21 protein-coding genes are annotated in these 23,008 nt (G+C 34.8%); 17 read left to right on the forward strand and 4 right to left on the reverse strand.

All coding sequences use genetic code 11. The features are described 5' to 3' along the window. Position 1: 1 nt before the first annotated feature. From IV57_RS04130 to helD, 12 genes are all read left to right on the forward strand, one after another. On the forward strand, positions 2-469 hold the full coding sequence (locus tag IV57_RS04130) for a threonine/serine exporter family protein (protein WP_338025646.1): 468 nt from the start codon (positions 2-4) through the stop codon (positions 467-469). Positions 470-784: 315 nt separating this feature from the next. Continuing rightward, on the forward strand, positions 785-2,692 hold the full coding sequence (locus tag IV57_RS04135) for a heavy metal translocating P-type ATPase (protein ID WP_057880284.1): 1,908 nt from the start codon (positions 785-787) through the stop codon (positions 2,690-2,692). Between the two features lie 134 nt (positions 2,693-2,826). Next, on the forward strand, positions 2,827-3,057 hold the full coding sequence (locus IV57_RS04140; RefSeq protein WP_057880240.1) for a heavy-metal-associated domain-containing protein: 231 nt from the start codon (positions 2,827-2,829) through the stop codon (positions 3,055-3,057). Continuing rightward, positions 3,057-3,611: a ferritin-like domain-containing protein gene (locus IV57_RS04145; RefSeq protein WP_057880241.1), complete on the forward strand. Its 555-nt coding sequence runs from the start codon at positions 3,057-3,059 to the stop codon at positions 3,609-3,611. The genes IV57_RS04140 and IV57_RS04145 overlap by 1 nt, the downstream gene beginning before the upstream one ends. A gap of 13 nt (positions 3,612-3,624) precedes the next feature. Beyond that, positions 3,625-4,311 carry a Crp/Fnr family transcriptional regulator gene (locus IV57_RS04150; RefSeq protein ID WP_057880242.1) on the forward strand — a complete coding sequence of 229 codons (687 nt, stop codon included), beginning with the start codon at positions 3,625-3,627 and terminating at the stop codon, positions 4,309-4,311. A gap of 149 nt (positions 4,312-4,460) precedes the next feature. Beyond that, the gene (locus IV57_RS04155) at positions 4,461-5,147 is read left to right on the forward strand and encodes a Firmicu-CTERM sorting domain-containing protein (protein ID WP_057880243.1); all 687 of its coding nucleotides are present in this window, start codon (positions 4,461-4,463) and stop codon (positions 5,145-5,147) included. Then, the gene (xrtG, locus tag IV57_RS04160; RefSeq protein ID WP_057880244.1) at positions 5,140-5,736 is read left to right on the forward strand and encodes an exosortase family protein XrtG; all 597 of its coding nucleotides are present in this window, start codon (positions 5,140-5,142) and stop codon (positions 5,734-5,736) included. The genes IV57_RS04155 and xrtG overlap by 8 nt, the downstream gene beginning before the upstream one ends. Beyond that, a complete protein-coding gene (locus IV57_RS04165; RefSeq protein ID WP_057880245.1) occupies positions 5,733-7,070 on the forward strand; it encodes a TIGR03111 family XrtG-associated glycosyltransferase in 1,338 nt (445 codons plus the stop codon). Before xrtG ends, IV57_RS04165 begins: the two co-directional genes overlap by 4 nt. Continuing rightward, positions 7,067-7,447, forward strand: a complete 381-nt coding sequence (locus IV57_RS04170; protein ID WP_057880246.1) for a 6-carboxytetrahydropterin synthase — start codon at positions 7,067-7,069, stop codon at positions 7,445-7,447. The genes IV57_RS04165 and IV57_RS04170 overlap by 4 nt, the downstream gene beginning before the upstream one ends. A gap of 9 nt (positions 7,448-7,456) precedes the next feature. Further along, positions 7,457-8,983, forward strand: coding sequence for a TIGR03766 family XrtG-associated glycosyltransferase (locus IV57_RS04175; RefSeq protein WP_057880247.1), 1,527 nt, complete (start codon positions 7,457-7,459; stop codon positions 8,981-8,983). Positions 8,984-9,122: 139 nt separating this feature from the next. Then, positions 9,123-9,887, forward strand: coding sequence for a formate/nitrite transporter family protein (locus tag IV57_RS04180; RefSeq protein WP_057880248.1), 765 nt, complete (start codon positions 9,123-9,125; stop codon positions 9,885-9,887). A 131-nt stretch (positions 9,888-10,018) separates the two neighbouring features. Further along, the gene (gene helD / locus IV57_RS04185; RefSeq protein ID WP_083488882.1) at positions 10,019-12,337 is read left to right on the forward strand and encodes an RNA polymerase recycling motor HelD; all 2,319 of its coding nucleotides are present in this window, start codon (positions 10,019-10,021) and stop codon (positions 12,335-12,337) included. Positions 12,338-12,455: 118 nt separating this feature from the next. Here the strand turns inward: helD and IV57_RS04190 are convergent, their stop codons facing one another. Further along, the gene (locus IV57_RS04190; protein ID WP_057880250.1) at positions 12,456-13,811 is read right to left on the reverse strand and encodes an FAD-dependent oxidoreductase; all 1,356 of its coding nucleotides are present in this window, start codon (positions 13,809-13,811) and stop codon (positions 12,456-12,458) included. A 147-nt stretch (positions 13,812-13,958) separates the two neighbouring features. Between IV57_RS04190 and IV57_RS04195 the strand changes: the two genes are divergently transcribed. Then, positions 13,959-14,657, forward strand: coding sequence for an EAL domain-containing protein (locus tag IV57_RS04195; protein WP_057880251.1), 699 nt, complete (start codon positions 13,959-13,961; stop codon positions 14,655-14,657). Between the two features lie 402 nt (positions 14,658-15,059). Here the strand turns inward: IV57_RS04195 and IV57_RS04200 are convergent, their stop codons facing one another. Together IV57_RS04200 and IV57_RS04205 are read right to left on the reverse strand one after the other, a co-directional pair. Further along, positions 15,060-15,695, reverse strand: a complete 636-nt coding sequence (locus tag IV57_RS04200) for a GPP34 family phosphoprotein (protein WP_057880252.1) — start codon at positions 15,693-15,695, stop codon at positions 15,060-15,062. Between the two features lie 11 nt (positions 15,696-15,706). Further along, positions 15,707-16,288, reverse strand: a complete 582-nt coding sequence (locus IV57_RS04205; protein WP_083488883.1) for an SGNH/GDSL hydrolase family protein — start codon at positions 16,286-16,288, stop codon at positions 15,707-15,709. A gap of 91 nt (positions 16,289-16,379) precedes the next feature. On the opposite strand from IV57_RS04205, the gene coaA reads away from it, so the two are divergent. The 4 genes from coaA to IV57_RS04225 all read left to right on the forward strand — a co-directional run bounded on the left by coaA (position 16,380) and on the right by IV57_RS04225 (position 21,140). Continuing rightward, positions 16,380-17,306, forward strand: coding sequence for a type I pantothenate kinase (coaA, locus tag IV57_RS04210; protein ID WP_057880254.1), 927 nt, complete (start codon positions 16,380-16,382; stop codon positions 17,304-17,306). A gap of 57 nt (positions 17,307-17,363) precedes the next feature. Further along, positions 17,364-18,929: a glutamine-hydrolyzing GMP synthase gene (gene guaA, locus IV57_RS04215; protein ID WP_057880255.1), complete on the forward strand. Its 1,566-nt coding sequence runs from the start codon at positions 17,364-17,366 to the stop codon at positions 18,927-18,929. An 81-nt stretch (positions 18,930-19,010) separates the two neighbouring features. Next, entirely contained in the window at positions 19,011-20,459 is a 1,449-nt protein-coding gene (locus IV57_RS04220; protein WP_057880256.1) for a hypothetical protein, read from the forward strand. A gap of 318 nt (positions 20,460-20,777) precedes the next feature. Further along, positions 20,778-21,140: a hypothetical protein gene (locus IV57_RS04225; protein ID WP_157051898.1), complete on the forward strand. Its 363-nt coding sequence runs from the start codon at positions 20,778-20,780 to the stop codon at positions 21,138-21,140. A gap of 501 nt (positions 21,141-21,641) precedes the next feature. Here the strand turns inward: IV57_RS04225 and IV57_RS04230 are convergent. After that, positions 21,642-22,733, reverse strand: a complete 1,092-nt coding sequence (locus IV57_RS04230; RefSeq protein ID WP_057880258.1) for a CAP domain-containing protein — start codon at positions 22,731-22,733, stop codon at positions 21,642-21,644. Positions 22,734-23,008 lie beyond the last annotated feature (275 nt).

Raw genomic sequence — 23,008 nt, forward strand, 5'->3', positions numbered from 1 at the left:
TATGATGGAAATAGTTTATGGATTTATTTTTGGATTTTTATCCAGTGTTGGCTTTGGCATCATCACTAATAATCCCCGTCGAACACTGATACCGGCTGGATTGGTCGGAGCTATTGCTTGGATCGTTTATATTATTGTCGGTTGGTACAATCACGGATTGATTATGCCCAATCTCTTAGGAGCAGTCGTGATTGGTTTATTAGGAAATCTTTGTGCAATTTTAGTTCGGGCACCAGTTAATATTTTTTACGTACCTTGTTTGGTTTCATTAGTTCCCGGAGCAATCCTTTATGATAGTATGAAAAATTTTACTTTAGGCAATGATAATGCCGCTTTTGTAGGGTTTGTTAAAGCTTTAACAGTAGGAATGTCATTGGCAATTGGTTTTATTATCGCCGAAGCCATTGCTAACAAAATTTATCCACCATTAAAGAAACGGTTAGCTCAACGTGAAAATGATAAGAAATAATTTAGTTAGAGCATAAATCAACGGAGTTGGTATTAGACTGCTGTCTTCCACTGCTGAGCCCCCGAATTGCTCTCACTCCAGATTAGAATGATTGTTTCTATTTTTAGTAATCTAAATTAATTTATTAGTTTCTAGCTTATTTAGTTCTATCTCAATGACAAAAAAGTCCATATTATCTGACGTTATGATCAGTTAATATGGGCTATTTGTGCTGAAAATGTATGTAAATCTCCAAAACTTGATAAGCATCAATTTTTTAATTACCCAACCCCAGTAGAATAAGTCTTGTAAGTTAGAGGAGAGGTAAAGACGATGATTAAATTAAATATATGGATTTCAAAACATCAAAATAAAATCACAGCCGCAATCGCTATCCTGATTGCTTTAAGTTTAGTTTCAGATTACTTGATCAAATTACCAATTGCCGCCACGGTCTTCATGATCGTAGCCAGTATTCTTGGAGCGATTCCGATTGCACTCCACGCGTTCTCAGCCTTGAAGAATAAAGTTATTAGTATTGAACTATTGGTAACAATCGCCGTTATCGGGGCTTTTATTATCGGTGAATATGAAGAATCAGCTGTTGTTACTTTCTTATTCCTATTCGGTAATTATTTGGAACAAAAGACCTTGGAAAAGACTCGCTCTTCAGTTAAGAGTTTAACTAAGATGGCACCAACAACGGCTGAATTAGTTAATGACGATGGTCAAACTGAAACAGTCGATGTTGATGATTTGGACGAAGGTGACCATGTTTTAGTTAAACCAGGTGGTCAAATTCCTGTTGATGGCAAAATTATTAACGGAACTGGTTATATGAATGAAGCTTCAATTACGGGTGAATCAACCCCAGCTAAAAAGGGTATCGGTGACAAAGTTTTTGCTGGTTCCTTGACTGACAATGGAACAATTACCGTCGAAACAACTTCTGTCGGTGAAGATACTACTTTTGGTAAAATCATCGAATTAGTTGAAGAAGCTCAAGATAGTCAATCACCTGCTGCTCGTTTTATTGATAAATTTGCAACTTATTACACACCAGCTGTTTTGATTATCGGTATCTTAGTTTGGATCTTCACCCAAGATTTCCCATTAGCAATTACAGTCCTAGTTCTCGGATGCCCCGGTGCTTTGGTAATCGGTGCGCCAGTTTCAAACGTTGCCGGAATTGGTAATGGTGCCAAGAATGGTATCTTGATGAAAGGTGGCAATGCTGTCGATAGTTTTGCACATGTGGATACTTTAGTGCTTGATAAAACTGGTACTTTGACGACTGGTCAGATGTCGGTCACAGATGTGGATAACTTTGGCGAAGATAAAGAGTCCATGTTAGGTCTGTTATCCGCTGTGGAAAAAACTTCTGATCATCCATTAGGCCAAGCTATTGTTAAGTATATTAATGATTTGGGCATCACTAAAACACCAAAATTACCTGAACTAGATACTGTTAAGGGCCAGGGGTTAGTTGGTTCAATGAATGATACACAACTCTTGGTTGGTAACGAACGTTTAATGAAAGCCAATCAGGTTGAAATCACAACTGCTCAAAGAAAAGCTATCGATGCGCGCATGAATGATGGTGATTCTGTTGTCTTGATGGCAATGGATCAAAAATTACGTTTGGTAGTTGGGGTCAATGATCAATTAAGACCTGATGCCAAATCCGGATTACAAGCATTGAAAGATGCTGGTTTAAAACGAATCGTGATGTTGACTGGTGATAATAAAGTCGCTGCTCAACGTGTCGCTGACAGATTACCAATTGATGAAGTTCACGCAGAACTATTGCCTGAAGATAAAGTTGAATTTGTTAAGAAGTTCCAAAAGGAAGGAAGTACCGTCGCTTTCGTTGGTGATGGTATCAATGATAGTCCTTCACTTGCTACAGCTGATATTGGAGTTGGTATGGGTACTGGAACAGATGTTGCCATCGAAACGGCCGATATTATTCTAGTTAAATCTAGTTTTAAAGCTTTGGCTCACGCTTATGTTTTGGCTAAGAAAACAACTGCCAATACCAAAGAAAATATCATCATTGCTGTTGGTACCGTAGCCTTACTATTACTCGGTTTGATCGTGGGAGTAATTCACATGGGTAGTGGCATGTTTGTTCATGAAATCAGTATTCTAGTCGTAATTTTCAATGCAATGAGATTAATTAAAAATAAACCGGCAAAACTTGATTCAAATCAAGTTCTGAAACCTGCCGACCAATTAAGATAGTATTTGTAAGTTAAACAAGCAAGTGATTTTCGAATTACTTGCGAGCTGTAAGTGCTTCAACTTTGGAACATTTACAGCTCGTGGGTATTTGAAACTTCACTAGCAAGGATCTAAGAAATATGGAGGAATCAATTATGGCAAAAGCAATTTTACAATTAGGCGAATTAACTTGCCCATCATGTATGACAAAAATTCAAAAGGCTGTTGAAAATCAAGCCGGTGTTTCAAACGTCAAGGTTCTCTTCAATGCTGGTAAAGTTAGAGCTGATTTTGATGAAAGCCAAACTTCCGCTGAAGAATTATCAAATGTGATCAAAGATTTAGGATATGAAGTATTAAAAGTTAAAGTTAAGGAGATTGCCTAATGACTGAATTAACAATCGAGGAAAAATTTACCGCTGAACAAAAACAAGCTGATGCTGATCACCACAAACCTACTGCTGGTGCGATGACTGGTCACATTGTTGCTAATCATTTCTTATTAAATATCAAATTGCACCAATTAGAATGGTTCATTAAGGGCGCTAACGCCGAGAATTACAAAGCTGTTTTAGGACAAACTATCACTGACAACAACGCTTGGTATGATAAAATAGCCGATGAATTGTTGGATGAGGGCGAGCTTCCTCCTTCTACTGTGAAAGAATATTCTGACTACGCTATGATCGAAGAAGATGGCAAGAATAAATACTTGGACGCTGAAGCAATGCTCCAAACTGTTGTTAATGATTTCAATACTGACAATATGTTTGTTACGCGTGCTATCAAGTTGGCTGAAAATGAAGATCGTCCATTCATGGCACAATTGTTGGTTCAACTATTAGGTTTTAACAATCATCAAATCAGAATCTATCAAGCTCTTCTTGGAAAGACTGCTCGAGAAGGCTTTGAAGAAGAAGATGATGAAGACTTTGACTAAGGAGAATTAGTTAATGGGAAAATTAGCGCATGACCACACCGCAGAGGATTGTGTTGAATTAGTAACGATCTTTCAAAATTTAGCAAAGGTTGATCTGGAGACAGTGGCAACTTTGGTGACTCACCATCACTACAAAAATGGCGAATATCTTTTCTCTGCCGGTGATACTGCCGATTCGTTGATCATCGTGGCACATGGTCAGGCGAAAGTTTTCCAAATGTCTGCAAATGGTAAGGAACAGATGTTACGAGTCTTGCAGACAGGTGATTTTGATGGTGAGGCCGCTTTGTTCTCTAATTCAGAACACAACAGTTTTGCCCAAGCCCTGATGGATACTGATGTTTGTCAGATATCTCGTCAAGACTTCCAAAAATTGATGCAAGAAACTCCTGAAATGGCAGTGAATATGGTCAATGCCTTGGGAAGACGAATTTCTGAGCTGGAACAACAGAACACGGAAGTTACGACTGCCAGTGTTGAAAGTCGTTTAGCTAGTTATTTGTTGGAAACTAGTGCGGGACTTGATGAGGAAATATTCACTTTACCATTGAAGAAGAAAGATATCGCAACTTATTTAGGTACTACGCCTGAGACCATAAGTCGTAAGTTAACAGCTTTGGCCAATCAGGGTATGATTCAAAAAATCAGTAATAATAAATTTAAAATCTTAGACAGTGATCGATTGATGATGATCGATTAAATAGAAATACCGATTTCCTACTGGAAATCGGTATTTCTTTGTTTTAAAGTAAGTAAGATGTTACAAGTAACATTAATATATTAATATTTAGAAATATATATCTTATAATCGGGATAGATTGAATTTAGTAAACAACTTATGGGGGAATTATGCGTAAAATATTTTTCGCATTATTAATTGTTTTAGGAATATCCAGTTTTAGTATATCAACTGTGGTTGAGGCCGAATCAACTACTAATATCAAAACTGCCAATAACATTTATCATATTAAAATTGATGGTAAATTTAGTGATTGGGATGATACTCACAAAACGGATATTGGGTATGATTGGGATAAAATCATCAAACAAGGTGTCTTATTAGCGGACGATAAAAATATGTATATGTACATAAATATGTCTAAAAATAACAATGGTGATGCACCACTACAAGAGAACACCTATAAATTTACTATAGCAAATAAGGAATATAATGTGGATTTTAGAAGTGTCGCTGGAATGAAAAACAACGAAACTAAAAATGTTCGTGTTGATGTCTGGGGTCCGACATATAATGGTGCTGTGAAATCAGCTGATGCTAAAGTTCACCGGACTATTAAAAATGGTCATATACATGATATTTTGGAAACTAGAATTCCCTTTGCAGGAATCAAAGCTCCTGTTGCTGCTAGTCAGGATATAACAATGTATGCAACTAATTTAGGTCCCCAAAAGTTAAAAGTAACTGGTGGGAGTACTGGTCCAGTTGTTTTAGCAATCATCGGATTTGCGATTGCTTTATTTGCTGTAATTAAAGTGCCAAAGATGAGAAAAGCTAGGAAGGTAATTAATAAATAGTTATTTATTCTTTGGAATAATAATCTGGTTATATATGCTGTCAGTTTTGAAACGCGCTAAACTGACGGCTTTTTCTTTTATAGTTGGTAGTATTGGGTTCTTTTTCATCTTGATGGCGTTAAGTACCCCTTACTGGATCTGGTTTTTTACTCATGCAGTGATTTATGGAGTAGCTGGCATAGGAAATTTGACCCATATCTGTCAGGTATTACCCGAATATGGAATAGTTTATATAATAAATTCAATGGAACCAGTAACCATGACAATTGATTATGAATGTTCAGGAATAATTGAGACGATGGCTTTTATTGGTTTATTAGCATTCTATCCAACATATTCCCGCAAAGAAAAAGTTTTTTATATCATATTAGGGACATTATGGATTTATTTGTCTAACGTGATTCGATTATTGATTGTCGTTATTATAGTACATTTGGGTGGCGGATCGGTTTATTATTTGGCACATACAATTATCGGCAGAATAGTATTTTATTTATTGATCATTATGTTATATTACAATGTCTTCACCTATTCCAGTTTATCTCAGGGAATCTATAAAACTTTTAAGGAAAGAATAAAACGTATATGAGTTACTTTTGGTACTTAACAGTTAGGCAAATGGGTTTTTGGTTAACGTGGATCTTGATACCAATTATTGTTGAAATAATTCCGGCATTTATTTCGGCAATTGTTTTAGTACAAAAAAATCGTCATCCTGAGGAAGAACCAGTGCCAATGAAATTACCGTTTATTACGATAATTGTTCCTGTTTATAATTCAGAAGATACACTTTATAACTGTTTGAAATCTATTAAGGATTCAACATATCCCGATAAATTGATTCAAGTGATTTTAGCGGATAACCAGAGCACAGATAATAGTTTTGGTGAATTTGCTCGGGCTCAGACGGATCTTGGTTTAAATATGCAATTGATGAAGACGATAAAGGGCAAAGCTAATGCCTTAAATGCTTCGATTTATCAATCAATTGGGACTTATATAATTAATATTGATAGCGATGGAACTTTGGAAAAGAATGCTTTAATGAATGTTGTTTTAAAATTTGAGAATCATCTAGATATTTCGGCAATGACAGGTACTATTTTACCCCGTAAAGATATGATCAAACGAACTAAGAAGTTCTCGTTAAAACTTTTGAGAAAGAATGAATACTTTGAATATGCTCAGGCATTTTTATCAGGACGAGTAATTGAATCTTATAGTGACCAGATTTTTACCATGTCAGGAGCATTCTCGTCCTTTCGTAAATCTACATTAATGAAGACATTTATGTATGATACTAAAACGTTAGGTGAAGATACTGAAATGACTTTTCAGATTCGTGATCGATTGAAACAAAAGGTTTTGATTTGTACTGATGCAATTTTTTATATTGATCCCATCAGTAATTTGGATGAATTATATCGACAACGTCAGCGCTGGCAACGAGGAGAGTTGGAAGTAGCACATTCATATATGCGTAATGATTCGGCTATTAAAAATTTCTTCAATAATTTTTTAATACGTCGAATGATGATTGATCATACATTTATTTTTCCGAAAATGATTTGGTTATTTGCTAGTTTTGTCTTGCTCTTTTTAAGATATTCACCAGTTATTTTAGGAATATCATATGTAATAATTTATTTTTTATACGTACTAGTATCAACGCTGAATTATTTCTGTGTAAAGATGTTATTAAAAAAATTTCAAAATGAATTACGGTTTTATACACGAATTAGCTGGGTCGCATTAACGTTGCCAATGTACAATTTTATTTGCTCGTGGTTTAGATTGATTGGATCGTTGAATGTTTCGGAGAAAAATAAACAGTGGAATTCATTAAGTTTTGATGAGGAATCAAAACATGCGTTAAAAGTTGTAAAAAAAGATATTCGTAATTTGAGGAGAGAAAAAGATTGAATATAGAAGGTTATGAAACGTATAACACATATAAATTGACGTCGTATATTAATGCTAGTCATGCCGTTCGTTGGGAAGGTGGCATGGGGAAAGAACATATGCATACTTGGGCTGTAATCTGTGAAATCCATGTTAACAATGATCGAATGGTTCGTTTTGACGCAATTGAGGAAGAACTTAAAGAAGTTTCGGCTAATGTGTCTGGAAAGTTTTTGAATACAGTGCCACCATTTGATCGAATTAATCCAACATTAGAAAATCTAACGACCTATTTCTTTCAGGTTATCACTGATATATTACGAAAAAGTAATGCTGTTTTAACTCGTTTAGAAATTGGCGAATCACCCACTAGATTTTATTGCATAACTTTGAGATAGGGGAATGAGATGAAAGGTAAGTTTTTCAACTTTGGTAATCGATTGATTCGATATCTGTTTTATTTTTTATTTTTACTGACATTTTATTTTGCAATAACTTCACCTAACCTGATTCTTGGCGATAACAGTGTAACTGGTGCTGGGACTACTATGTATACGACTGTTTTTATTATTCTTAGTTTGATTCTGTTGGTCAGTTTTTTCACCTATAATGAATTTGCTGATTTTATAAAATTTATTTTTATCGATAGAAGTTTAATCACAGCCAGTGCGATTTTTGGTATCGCAATAATTGTTCAAATTGTTTTTGTATTAAATGTTCATCCAGTAATTGGATTTGATGCGGGTGCAATTCATGAAGCCCTAAGTAATACAACGGATGCTGAACTTCGAGGATACTATTCACTGAATCCCAATAATATTCCCGCAATGTTAGTGCAACATCAATTAGCAATGTTTTTTAATACTAAGTCGTGGTTATTTTTTGATTTAGTTACAACGTTATTAGTTGATATCTCAGCACTGCTCAACATTGGTAGTGTGATGATATTGGCTCGGAGAAAGACACCTTTAGCAATATATTTACATGCTGTCTGGTTACTATTATTCCCAATGATTATAGTTCCCTATACTGATACTTGGGTGCTGCCATTAGTATCGTTGTATTTTTTTTGCTACGTTTTGTTACGCTATGGTGATTTTTATTGGCGTGTGAAAATTCCAACTGCAATTATTTTTGGTATGGCGGTGATCAGTTCATATTTTATTAAACCGTCGTCAATCGTAGGTTTTATAGCAATTATTTTGATTGAATTTCTATATTTATTTAAAGAACGAAAGGATCTTGTAACAGAAGTCATATTTGGCTCCGTGATTATTCTAACTATGGTGCCAACGTACTTGATTGAAAATCATCAAATTGAGCATCAAGATTACATTCAAGTCAATACAGCTCGTAGTAAGCCGATGATTAATTTTATTAATATGGGTGTATCTGGTGATGGTGGTTATAATGCCAAAGACTCTTTGATGATGGCTGAATTACCAAATCGTAAAGCTCAAATTGATTATTCCAAAAGAATGTTAAAGAAAAGAATTGGTAAGATGGGGCCTTTCGGATATATAAAGTTTTTATTTAAAAAACATCGAAACAATACAGCGGATGGAACGTTTGCTTGGATCAAAGAAGGACATTTTATTCGCGGGAATACTAATCCTTCGTCGAAGGGGTTTCGCGGTAAATTACGTAATTTTGTTTACTTGTATGGGAAAAATCTAGGTGATTTTCGTTATGTTGCTCAAATCTGGTGGATAGTTTTTTTAGCAACAATAGTTCTTAATTGGCGAGATCAAACGAAAATTGTGCAAACTTTACGTTTAGCAATTATTGGAGGTTTTATATTTTTGTTGATTTTTGAAGGTGGTCGGAGTCGATATTTGATTCAATTTTTACCGGCAATGTTTATTTTGGCTTCACTTTCAATTGATAAGTCTTGGAATTGGTTCAAAGGACTCTTTTCTTGGGTTAATGATTAAAAAAATAACGCAGATTATAAAAAATCTGCGTTATTTTTGTGTATACGTGTTATCCGAACGATTTTTATAAAATCAATTGATAAGTTCGTGGATAGATGCTACTTTTAAGGAACTAAATCTTAAATATGGGTGGTTATATATGTTTACTCCGGAAGAAATTCTTCAGAAGAGTATCACGGCAGGTGTTAATAAACTGCAAAAGACCATGTTAGCCAAAGCAATTCTTGGCTTCATCGGTGGGGCAATGATTTCAATTGGTTTTTTAGCATATGTACGAGTGACGGCGTCGATTCCTAAAGATTTGGCTAGCGTTAAGGCCTTAGTTGGGGGAGCGGTTTTCCCAATTGGTTTGATCATAATTCTTTTAGCAGGTGGAGAATTGGCAACGGGAAATATGATGGCCGTTGGAACATCGATTTTTGCTAAGAAAGCTAGTTTTATGGATTATATTAAAAATTTGGTAGTAATTACATTCTTCAATTTTATCGGAGCAGTTTTTGTGGCCTATTTCTTTGGTCACGTGGTTGGTTTAACCCATGCAGCACCATTCCAACAGGCTGTAATTTCAATTGCAGCAGCTAAAACGGGTGCGTCATTTGTTCCTGCTTTTGTTTCCGGAATTGGTTGTAACTGGTTAGTGGGAATTGCTGTTTGGTTAGCCTTTGGAGCTAAAGATGCAGCCGGAAAGATTATGGGTATTTGGTTCCCAATCATGATTTTTGTGGCAGTTGGTTTCCAACATAGTATTGCTAACTGTTTCATTATTCCGGCAGCTATCTTTGAAGGTGGCAGTACCTGGATGTTATTCTTCCAGAATTTTGTGCCAGTGTATTTAGGTAATATCATTGGTGGAGTAATTTTTGTTTCAGGATCCTATTACTTTAGTTATATGAAGAAAAATTAATAATAATAATATTTAATACTTCAATGATGGAATATTCATTGAGGTATTTTTATTATCAATAATGTGTCCTATTTGAAACCGCTAAACAATAATGGTAACATTATATAACTTTAATTTAAGAGGTTGTTATGATGACAGATAAATCTAAGGTTAATGAACTAGATGAAAAACAAATTGAACAAGCACATTTAGATGATGTGGTTGACAAAATTAAGAAGTCTGAAAATCAGCTTCGTGAACACATGGACGTTGCTGAAGAAGATCTCAAAGTAATCAATAATGCATTTGATGATATTCACTTAGGTATGGATGGCGATGCTATTTCAATGGACGCAGCTCTTTCGATCCATCAACAACAACAGATGTTGGATGAAAGAAATAATAGTTGGCAACAATCGCGTCAACGTTTGAGTATCTTAAAGAAACTTGAAAAGACACCATTTTTTGCGCGCCTAGATTTTCAAGAAAAAGGTGAACCCAAACGAGAGACTGTTTATATTGGTTTGAGTTCCTTCACAGATAAGAATGATCATTTTTTGGTCTATGATTGGCGGGCTCCAATTTCCTCAATCTACTATGATGGTAAATTGGGCGACGTCGAATATCAAACACCAGATGGGCTCCAATCGGTTAATCTCTTCTTAAAACGTCAGTTTCTAGTCGACGGAGGTAAGATCAAAGCTTACTTTGATACCCAAGAAACGATTGGGGATCAGATGTTACTCGAAGTGTTGGATGGAAAATCTTCTACACACATGAAGGGTATTGTTAAAACGATTCAGAGTGAACAAAATAAGATCATTCGTGATACTAAATCTAAATTGCTTTTTGTTCAGGGTGCTGCTGGATCAGGTAAGACATCAGCAATTTTGCAACGAATTGCATATTTACTTTATCAATATCGTGGAACATTGACGTCCAGTCAAGTTGTTATGTTCTCACCCAACTCACTTTTCAATGACTATATCAAAGATGTTCTACCAGAAATGGGTGAACAGAATATGGTCCAAATGACTTACAAACAATTTTTGGCTCGTCGTTTGCCAAATTTAAAAGTTGAAAGTTTATCACAACAATTTGAAACCGTAGTCGATTCTGAAAGTAAAAATATCGGTAAGTTTGTAGCCGATGTTGATTTCTTTAAGACTTTAACTAACTACAGTAAATTGCTGGATCAAAGTGGTATGGCCTTTAAAGATATCAAGTTCCAAGGTAAGGTCTTCATTCCGAAAGAAAAGATTCAAGAAATCTACTATAGTTATGGCGAACAATATAATTTAGGCAATCGAATTGATGCTACGGTTGACCGTTTGATCAAAATGTTACATCGTAAAATCGGTGCCGAAATGCGTTCTAATTGGGTTTCTGAACGAATTGAAGATTTGAGTAAAGAACAATTACAAGCACTTTATACAACTGCTGATCAAGAATTTAAGAATGGTGATGAAGAGAAACGTTTCTTAGCCCGTAAAATTGTTACGGCCATGATGCAAGGGGTTAACAAGAATATTAAACATCTACGATTCTTGAATGTAGCCACTAATTATCTGAATTTTTTAAAGGCTGTTCCTAAGATCGTCGATTTGAAAAAATATGATATTACAATTACACAATGGAATCAATATGTTGATAATTTCATTCAAAACTTCAATCAGAAACAAATTTCAATGAATGATTTAACACCATATCTTTACTTATATGATTTAATAACTGGTAAACATGGCGAATTGGACATGAAGTTTGTCTTTATTGATGAGATTCAAGATTACACACCATTCCAATTGGCTTATATGAAGTACAAATTCCCCAGAGCTCGTTATACGATGTTAGGTGACTTGAATCAATCGATTTTCACTAAGAAAAATAGTCAGACGCTGTTGTCTGAAGTTCAAAGCTTGTTTGAAACTGATGAAACCAGAGTTATTCAATTAGTTCATTCATATCGTTCTACAAAACAAATTACGGACTTTACCAAAGCTATTTTGACTAATGGACAAAAAATTGAACCATTTAATCGTGAAGGTGATCTACCAAATCTTTTGATGGCAAAAACTGAAGCTGAATCTGTTCAGCACGTAATTGGCCAGGTTAAAGAAAATGATAAACGTAAATATACGACAGCTATCATTGCTAAAACTTTGGCAGATGCCGAACATTTGCATGAATTGCTCAAGGCAAAAAATGTTCCCTCAACTTTGATTCGTTCAGAAAATCAACGATTGGCAACTGGGACCATTGTTTTGCCATCATTCTTAGCGAAAGGTTTGGAATTCGATGCGGTAATTATGTGGGATGCTTCGAAGGATAAATTTGACGAGGATGAGCAACAATTAGTTTATACAATTGCTTCTCGGGCGATGCATCGCTTGACGATTACTTCAATTGGCGAGTTATCACAGTTGTTGCAACGAGTACCAGCAGAAGATTATGAAATCGAACAAAACGTTTAAAAATTTTTTCTTTCCATAAAAAAATCACACTACATTATTGTTTATGAATTCCCAGTTAGGGGATCCACAATAATATGGTGTGATTTTTGCTTTAGAATTCAATAACAATAAATGATTTTTAATTACGCCAATAACCATGTTCTTGATCAACTGCTACTTGAGCAACTAAATTCAAATAATTGAATGGTTCATCAAAATTAGGTGAGAATAGCATATCGAGAAAGGCGAGTTCATCGATAGTATTACCGTTTTGAATTACGACGGATAAAGTATTGGCTGATTGGGAAACTTCGTGGTCAGAAATCAATTGTGCTCCCAAGACTTTGCGACTGTTTTTATCATAAATTAATTCAATAGAAATCTCAGCAGTTGTAGGCATAAAGTCTGGACGATAATTTCCTTGATAGAGAGCACTAGCAGCCTCAAAATGAGCAGCTTTGGCCTTAGCTAAAGTAAGTCCAGTACAAGCAACAGTTTTATCGAAGAGCAACATACCAGTTGTGGCTTGAGTTCCAATTGATTTGAGATGCCGATCCAAGACATTAATTCCAGCTAGGGTTCCTTGACGGACTGCGTGTGATGCCAATGGAATATAAGCTTGACTGAGCGTTGGATTGTAGTGAACTTCAGTCGCATCACCGGCAGCAAAAATATCAGGGTCGGAAGTTCCCATATAAGGATCAGTGATAAAAGCACCATTTTTAGCAAGTTTTACTTGTCCTTTGAGGAGATCGGACTGAGGTATTACTCCAGGACAAATTGCGACCATATCAACGTTATAGTTACCATTAGTAGTAGTCAATTGTAATTGTTCATCGGGAAGATCACTGAATTTAGTAACTTCGGTGTCAGTATGTATTTCAGCACCCTTTTCTTCTAAAAGATCTTGAACTTTTTTAGCGATATTAGGATCCATGTATTCATCCAATAATTGATGATTGCGTTGGATTAAGGTAACTTGGTGACCGGATTTGAGATAACCTTCTGCTAATTCAACCCCAGCATAGCCACCACCAATAATAGCGACGTGATGAAACTTTTGGGCAGCGGCATATAATTCATGTGCTTGGTCACAGGTTTTACATAACATTACTTTGGGATTTTCGACTCCTGTAATTGCAGGAATAGCGGTGATTGATCCCGTTGCCATAATTAATTTATCATAAGTATCGTGGACTAATTCTTTAGTTTGTAAATTATGCGATAAAATAGTGTGTTCTTTTGCGTCAATCCGAATTACTTCAAATTGCATACGCATGTCAACACCTTGTTCAATGAAATCATCTGGATCAGCATAGAGGACATCATCCAAATTTTTCACAGTACCACCCAAATGAAGATAAGTCCCACAAGAAAGATAAGAAATTTCAGCATTTCGTTCGTAGACAGTAATGTCAGCATCTGGATAATATTTTAGAATCTGCTTGATAGCAGCAATACCTGCATGAGTACATCCAATAACAGCAATTTTCATATTATATGCACAGCTTTTAAAGAATCGATAATTTTAATTATAATCGTAACGTGGTCATCCTTTCGATTTGAAGTATACTACGATTATACAAGGATTGTGACGAATGTAAACTCGTATATAATAAGAATTGTAAAGGTGGTGGGGTATATGGAACCAGTTTACCGATATTTTGTGCAACCACAATTTGATATTCGCACACATACAGTTTTTGGCTATGAATTATTAATTAAGCAATTGACTTCTGAGGGATGGAGATTGCCAAAGTCATTTTCTAGTATTGATTCTAATGTAATGTCTAAATTGTTAATGGAAACAACTAAAATTTTGGGCTTAAAGGTTCAGTATTGTTCAGTTAATGTTAGTCGAGAACAGTTGATGGATACGATGATAGCCAAAGCTATTATTCAAAGTCAGATTCAACTTTATCCGGCTAAATTGGTAGTGGAGTTAACAGAAGAGGATGGCCCACGTAGTTATCCAGACACTGGTTTGATTCCACATTTACGTAATTTTGTGGAACATGGGATGCAAATTTCATTGGATGATGTTGGAACAGGAATTAATGATTTTAAGAGTATTCAAGAGATTCTGCCGTTGGCATCAGAAGTTAAGTTTGCTTTGCAAAACTTCAAAACAGGGATTGAGAATCCAATAATTCAACAAAAATTACATTTTTGGCATGCTATTAGTCGTGAATATGGATTGCGTTTGATTCTTGAGGGAATTGAGGATGCAAGGGATTCTAAACTAAGCAGTAGTTTTGGTATCAATTTACGTCAAGGCTATTATTATGGAAAACCACAATTGTTACGATTGCCAGGCGATCCGGTTGATTTTGGATATTAAGGCTGCCGTCTTCCAAGTTGGTTAATTATGAAAATATCTAAAGATTGATTAGCAGATAGAATTTTATAATTTAATGAAGTAGGTATTTCATTAAGTGAAAATTGAATATAGACAAAAAAGTTATTCCAGTAAAAGTTTACCGGAATAACTTTTTTGTCTATATATTTTGAACATAAAGGTAAAATAATATGCCGTTAAATTAGATATAATCCCACTGCACACAAATAAATAATCTAGTCTGGAATAAAAAAGCTGATGGGCTAAATAGTGAAATTTCACTTAGCTGGCGAATTTTGCCAGGTTATGTGAAAGGTCGATCTTCAAAATAACTCGTAGAGCTAGTTCGAAGTCGTGCCCACTATGTTCCAGCCCATCAGCTTTTTTATGGAAGACGGCAGTGAACTAACTCAAAAGCGTTAAAGTAACTCGGTTCAAGCGTTTTGAAAGTTCAAATAGCTTCTCATAGGTAGGATCACTTTGGTACAGATCCATCTTATCTTTGAGTTGCTTCTGTTCGAATTGTGAGAAGTAAAACTTCAAATCATGATTACCATATAAGGTAGCCAATAACGCAAAGGCCTCAGGCGAGATCTTATCAGCTGTCAAAATTTCCTTACGCAAATCAGCAACTAATTCCCGTTTAACACTACGGTTAGGTAAGTAATTATTGGTTTTGAAAACTAGGCCAGTGACAGCTTTGGTTACATCGACTTTATTAACCAGTGAATCACCAATTTCATTATAGATAGTTTGAGTGATTTTCTCATTAGTAGCCATCGCTCTCAATACATGTGTGACACTTTTTCCTTGGTTCTTGTTGATGATTTGGAAAAATTCGTTTAAATATGTTTTGTCGTCAGGTAAAACCTTGTTAATGATGACACTGTTGTCGGTTAAATCAATAATATCATTTAACGCCAAGTCGAAAAATGAGCTTTCGGCTAAATAAGCGCGGCGTCTGGTATTCTTAAAAATACGAATACTACCTTTTTCGTTACACGATAAAATAAAATATTTTTGTGGAATATTTAAATCCATAAAGTGCTCCTTCAATTCGACACTAGCTTTGATTTCTTAGCCAATGTAGCTTTAATTTCTGGTATTAACTCGTCTTCTAAGAGATTATAACCTTGCTTGGTAAAGTGCAAACCGTCTGTTTGTAGCAACTCTTTAAGATTAGCACAGTTAGCCATATCGTGAAGTAAATCGATATACGATACGTCTAGTTGTTTACTGAGATGTTCGGTGACCAACTCAAATTGTAATTGGCGAGTCCAAGGTCTAGTCGGATCTTTGATCCAGTCAATGTAAGGTGGCGAAAGTAAAATTACCCTTTCAGGTCCCAGAATTGTAATGATGTTAGTTAAGTTGGCCGCAAACTTTCCCGGTTTGATTTCATCGTCTAACGAAATGTCATTGACACCGAATCCTAAAATAACTACTTGTGGATTCAAACGTCTAACTCGTTCAACACGTGTCATAGCATTATTGGTTTTGTAGTCTGAAATCGACATGTTAATGACTTCGTGACCAGGAAAGTCATTCCGGATGCGTTTGGCCAAAGTATCGCTAGCCTTTCCATCACGAAATCCCATCATGGTTGAGTCCCCAAATAATACTATTCTCTTCATATATGTATCCTTTTTTGAAAATGTTCTATACTATACTAGAATACCAGATATTTTATAAAAGTTAATTACTATATTAAGCAGGTCTAACAATATGCAAAGTTTAGCAAACTATGATGAATTTACTCGCAAGCAATGGGAAAACTTCCACGGTGAATATACCAAGCAAGCCATTACTGATGGAGAGTTGCGTAAAATCAAGTCCTTGGATGATGAAATCTCGATTGACGATGTTCGTTCGGTCTATGCACCGATTCGCCATTTACTTCATATCTATCTGAAGAATTATCGTAAATTAACCAAATTAAAAAATGAGTTTGTCGCTCGTTCAACCCGAAAGGTTCCATTTATCATTGGAGTTTCGGGTTCCGTTGCGGTGGGTAAGAGTACCACGGCACGGCTGTTAAAAATCATGCTAGAGCGGGCCTATCCGCAATATAAAGTTTCACAGATGACAACGGATGGATTTTTGTATCCTAGTAAAATTTTGAAGGAACGTAACTTAATGGATAAAAAAGGTTTCCCGGAAACTTATGACATGGGCAAACTTTTGAAATTCTTGGGTGACGTTAAGACTAAAGGTGGCAAAATTCAATATCCTTTATACTCACATAATATTTACGATATTATTCCCGGCAAATACGAAGAAACAGATAATCCTGATATTTTGATCGTTGAAGGGATAAATGTATTACAATTACCTCAGAACGAACAAATCTATGTCAGTGATTTCTTTGATTTTTCGATTTACATTGATGCCGAGATGGAAGATATCGAAGAATGGTTCTTGAATCGCTTTGAAAAGCTTTTAGACTTAGCTAGAAACGATCCTAACAGTTATTACTACCAATTTACCCAGATACCGGAAAAAGCCGCGATGGATATGGCTAAGAACGTTTGGAAGACAATTAATTATCCAAATTTGCATGATTATATCAAACCAACCAGAAACCGAGCTAATTTGATTTTACACAAGTCTGAAGATCATCAAATCGATAAAATTTATCTTAGAAAATATTAAGCGCATACAATATATGACATGGAACAGATTTTCGTATACAATAGAATAAATAAAAAAATGGGGGAAATTGATTTGAGCAAGCAATGGCCTGATGCTGATAGCATCATCGTTCTAGACTACGGTAGTCAGTATAACCAATTGATTACACGTAGAATCAGAGATATCGGTATTTACTCTGAATTACTACCAAATACTATTACTGCTGCAGAAGTTAAAGAAATCAATCCTAAAGGTATTATTCTTTCTGGTGGACCAATGAGTGTCTACGATAAAGATGCCTTTTCAATCGACCAAGACATTTACAAACTGGGTATTCCAGTTCTCGGTATTTGTTATGGTATGCAATTGATGTCTTATAACTTAGGCGGTAAGGTCGAATCAGCTGATAACCGTGAATACGGACGCGCTGACATTACTGTAACCGACTCAGATTCTGTATTGTTCAAGGGTCTACCCGAAAAACAATTCGTTTGGATGAGTCATGGTGACCTTGTCCGTGAAGCACCTACTGGTTTTAAAGTAGTTGCCACAAGCAAGAATGCACCAATTTCATCAATCGCTGATGATAAACGTAAAATGTACGGTGTTCAATTCCATGCCGAAGTTAGAAATACTGAATTCGGTTTGGATATCTTGAAACACTTTGCCTTTGACGTTTGTGAAGCAAAAGCTAACTGGTCAATGGATGATTTCATTGATCAACAAATTCAAAAGATTCGTGACACTGTTGGTGACAAGAAGGTTCTTCTTGGTTTATCAGGTGGTGTTGATTCTTCTGTTGTTGGTGTTTTACTCCACAAAGCTATCGGTACACAGTTGACAAGTATCTTCGTTGATCATGGACTTCTTCGTAAGAATGAAGCTGATCAAGTTATGGACAGTTTGAAAGGCAAGTTTGGTTTGAACATTATCCAAGTAGACGCACAAAAACGTTTCTTAGATAAACTTGCTGGCGTATCTGATCCAGAAAAGAAACGTAAGATTATCGGTAACGAATTTATCCAAGTGTTTAACGATGAAGCTACTAAGTTGAATGGTATCGACTTCTTAGCTCAAGGAACACTTTATACAGACGTTATCGAAAGTGGTACAAGTACCGCTCAAACAATCAAATCTCACCATAATGTTGGTGGACTTCCTGACGACATGCAATTTAAGTTGATCGAACCATTACGTACTTTGTTCAAAGATGAAGTTCGTGAATTAGGTGAAAAACTTGGTATGCCACATGACCTAGTATGGCGTCAACCATTCCCAGGGCCAGGCCTTGGAATTCGTGTTATTGGTGAAGTTACTGAAGACAAGTTACAAATCGTTCGCGATAGTGACTGGGTTCTTCGTGATGAAATCGCTAAGAACGGACTAGACGAAAAAATTTGGCAATACTTCACTGTATTACCAGGTATTCGTTCAGTTGGTGTTATGGGTGATGGTAGAACTTACGATTATACAATCGGAATTCGTGCCGTTACTTCAATTGATGGTATGACAGCTGACTTTGCTCAGATTCCTTGGGATGTACTTCAAAAGATCTCAACAAGAATCGTAAACGAAGTCGATCATGTCAATCGTGTAGTGTATGATATTACTTCTAAGCCGCCCGCAACTATTGAGTGGGAATAGGATTCCGTAGAAAAATATAGAGCATCTCTGATTAGGGTCAGGGATGCTCTTTTTATTATTTCCGTAAAAGGGAGGATTTATATGCTGGGAAAAATCGAAAACTTTAGGGCAAAAAAAACAATAGCATTAAAAATGAGTGGAATAAAAGCTAATACCAACAAAATGAAAAAGATGCTTAAAAGTAAGGCGATGCCTATTTATATAACTCATGAACATGAAATGTACAGATATATAAATGGGAAAATCAATGTTTCCAAATTTGATTATGAATCAAATAATGATCAACCAGGAGCTAAGATAAAAGTGAATTTTAATGATCTTGACAAATTTGAAGAACATTATATAGAAACAATAGTGGCAGTTGAATCCTTTAGAAAATTTTTCTTTAATGATTCTTTTGATTATCAAAGGAGTATTGATTACTTTATATTTGCTCCCATTTCAGTTACGTTCATGAAATATGAAACTAAAAATGAACTTTTATTATATCCAGTAATTAAATATTCAAATGATGAAACTATTATGATGGAATTTAATTATTATCCCAATGAAAATGATAAACTTTCGGTTAAGGAGTTTTCAAATTGTATATTTGAAGCTACTAATATTATAAAAGAGATAAAAATCCCAATTGAATATATTCAAGCGTTAGATTTAAAATATGACATTAATTCAAAAGAAAGCTTTAATTACGATTCACGTGAAACGTATAGAGTGAAATTAGAGAATTCAAAAATTGATAATTTTCTTAAATTGATGGAATTATTTTTAAATAGTTTGTTCATTTTTGATAGTTATACATGGTTTGGAAGGTCTGAAATTATTATTGATAATATAACATTATCAGATAAAGAAATATACGAAATAAAAAATGGTATTTCTAATCAAAATGCGAATCCAAGATATTTAAGGGAGTTAAATGATTTTAGTGAGCATAATGATAGAAAATTGATTGTAATGGATAACATGACAATGGGACTAGGTGATATTTTGGATCAAACAGTGCCCATAACAGTAATTGATGAAGAGATATGTTCATTAAATGCAAAGATATTAGATCTTGCCACTATAAGTGCTGATAGTTCTATTAATGATTTATTAAATGCAAAAGAGTATTTAATTTTTTTGAAAAATCAAGTACAACATAAATATGATTCGTCCTTGATGGCTCATGAAATTATGAAATATGTCATTAATGATCTATTTGAGATTAATAATCAAATAAATCAAATTAGTGATTTGATTAATATTTATTTCGATAAGGCTCAATATTCAAAAACTAATAACGAAATATTATTTCAGGATTTTATTTCTGTTGCGTCATTAATGTTTTCTACATCAGTAATACTTGATTATGTTATAAAACCGATGTATATGATTGTTTTTAAAGAACAACTGTCAACGATTGGAAATTTATTAGGATATATAACTGTTTTGATATTGAGCATAATTAGTGTTTTAAAAATAAGTAAGATAATAAAAAAAGATTACAAATACGATTCATTAAAACAGCATTTAAAAAAAAGATAAATAAAATTAGTTTAAAGTCCCTTAATAAAAATATTTTTAAAAAAAGACAATAAAATAAGAGAATTGATAATAAAAATAGTTAATGATTGAAGAGTATTATTATAAATAAATTGTGTTACAGAAAAGGGCATATTTTCATTATCTTTGTAAAATGATGAATAAGATGACTGCCTGAATGAGTTCTGACGGTACTGTATCAGCTATATTTTGACTTAAATAAGAAAGTATCAGTTGCTGACATTGCTAGAGTAATTAAATAAAATAATTTACCCATTTATAATGAAGCTGCACCACATAAAAGTACTTTAGGGAGGCCCCGTGAGAAAAATCTTTTATAGCATGGATTTTGCGGCATTGATTGGGTTCGGTGGCTTGCAAATGGCTGTTAATGTGGCTCAAAGTAATTGTTCTAACCAAAAAGCTGAACAACGCAACGAAATGAGATCCAATATGAAGAGCCACATGCAAAATATGAGCCAATGTCAAGGTATGCGAAAAGGTCGTATGATGCAATACCGGAATGATAATATGGCATCAGTTGATACTACCGATAATAGTAAAATTACAATGCCGATGTATGGCCCCGGATATTGGATGAAGTTTCAAAATAAACAAATGATGCAAAATGATTTTATGACTACTTGTATCAGAATGAATAGTGACAACTTTACGAATAATTAAATAAAAATGCACGAAAAAGAAATAAAGCTCATTGATGGTGGGGCTTTTTTGTTGCCTTTTATTTTGATAATATGCTGAACTTCTTTTACAAATCGTAAATACAATTATAATTTTAGATAAATAAAAACCCTCACTGGGGAGGTAAGGGTCTTAAGAGAATATTCATCATACATATGTGTTTTTAGAGGGCTAATCAGGTGGCAACAATCATAGGGGGAGTTATTTCTGATTATCCTTATATTAACGGATAAATGTTAAAAAATAATAAATTGATTTGAATATTTTGTGAAGATTCATAGAGGATGTTTTGAAAATGCCGATCTGACAGTATTTGTGGCGTATGTTAGAATTTCCGATTTGTATATTGGTTTGATGACATGGTTATCTTTTGTGTGAATGTCTTCTTATGGGGTAATTGACTTTGAATTTTGTTTTCCGTCTTTGGATTAAAAAAAAATCCCAAACCAATTGAGGTTTGAAATTTTGAGTTGTTGTTGGAAACTATGCGAAGTCTTCAACAATAAGAAATGCATTGTTTCCGGATGTTGAATTTGTTGCTTCAGGAACAACGCTAACACCTACTCTTGTTGTTCCGGACTTTACTAAATTGTCGTAGTGATTTTGTGCAAATGTTTCACTCTTGAAGTCTTTTAGGACAGAGGCTGCGATTTCTTGAGCTGTTGAGCCATCTGTACCATCACCAAACGCGTTGGCAATATTTTCGCCGCCATCTTTGTAGGTGATTCCTAATTGAGTGTATAATTCATACCACTTATTTCCATCTGGACGAACGTGTCCTTCTCCACCGTTTTGAAGATCATTGATTCTGATATCTGACATTTTTTGAATAGAAGCATCGGTAGTCAATGTTGATAGTCCCTTACTTTGACGTTCCACGTTAATTGAATTAAAGACCGCAGATTTTACATCTTCAGCATTGATACTTGTTTGATTGTGACCAGCATCAGGATTTGTAATATTAGCGTGAGAATCTGTATTGATATTTGAGTTAGTGTTAGCAGTATTGGCAGTTGTTGACCCATCAAAGGTGTTGCCAAGACCAAAGTCAGACATCTTTGTTGGATTCAATGTTTTATTAAAAGTCATCTTGGATGCATCGGCATATTCGTCGGATGAAATTTGAACGAAGACTTGACCATCTTTGTTGACGAATGATTCACCAATTAACCAAGCTGAATCTTTGGCTAGTGAACGGTCAGCCATACTACCGGTTTTACGGTTATATAATGATAAAATGCTGTTAGCTGTACCAACTAATTTAGTTGATTGTGGTTGTTGTGTTCTGGCACTTGAAAGATCTGAGTCTGATGCACGAAGATATTCATTAGTTGATACTTGATACATTGTTACACCATTGATAGTTGCAATCTTGCCGACTAACCATGGAGTATTAGGTGCTAAAGCGCGGTCCATTACTCTGTGACCGTCTGCTCCAAACAATTGAGCAGCAATTCCTGAATGTGTCGTTGCAACGGTAGCAGCTTTTACTGTATTTTGGTTCAAAGCCAATGCACTTGTTGTAGCCATTGCCAATGCAGCGATAATTGCTGCTGATTTTGTTGAAAACCTCATAATAAATTCCCCTTAAAATATTATTTGAATCCGTATAAAATAAATTGATATCCTTGAAAAATAATATTTTCTTTTATTTCATAATCAGTTTGATTATAATACTTTTAGAAGCAATTATAACTATATTTATAAAAGCGAAATATAGGTCGATGTGGACTTGTTATATTTTTCATACATTTTCCAAACATTGTCTGTTGCATAACCTCAACAAAGAAATCATAATACAGTAACCATGTAATCAAACTGTATTAAACAAACGCATGATCAGCGCGTAT

It is taken from the genome of Companilactobacillus kimchiensis, from assembly GCF_001438805.1.
In the GTDB taxonomy this organism is placed as follows: Bacteria; Bacillota; Bacilli; order Lactobacillales; family Lactobacillaceae; genus Companilactobacillus; species Companilactobacillus kimchiensis.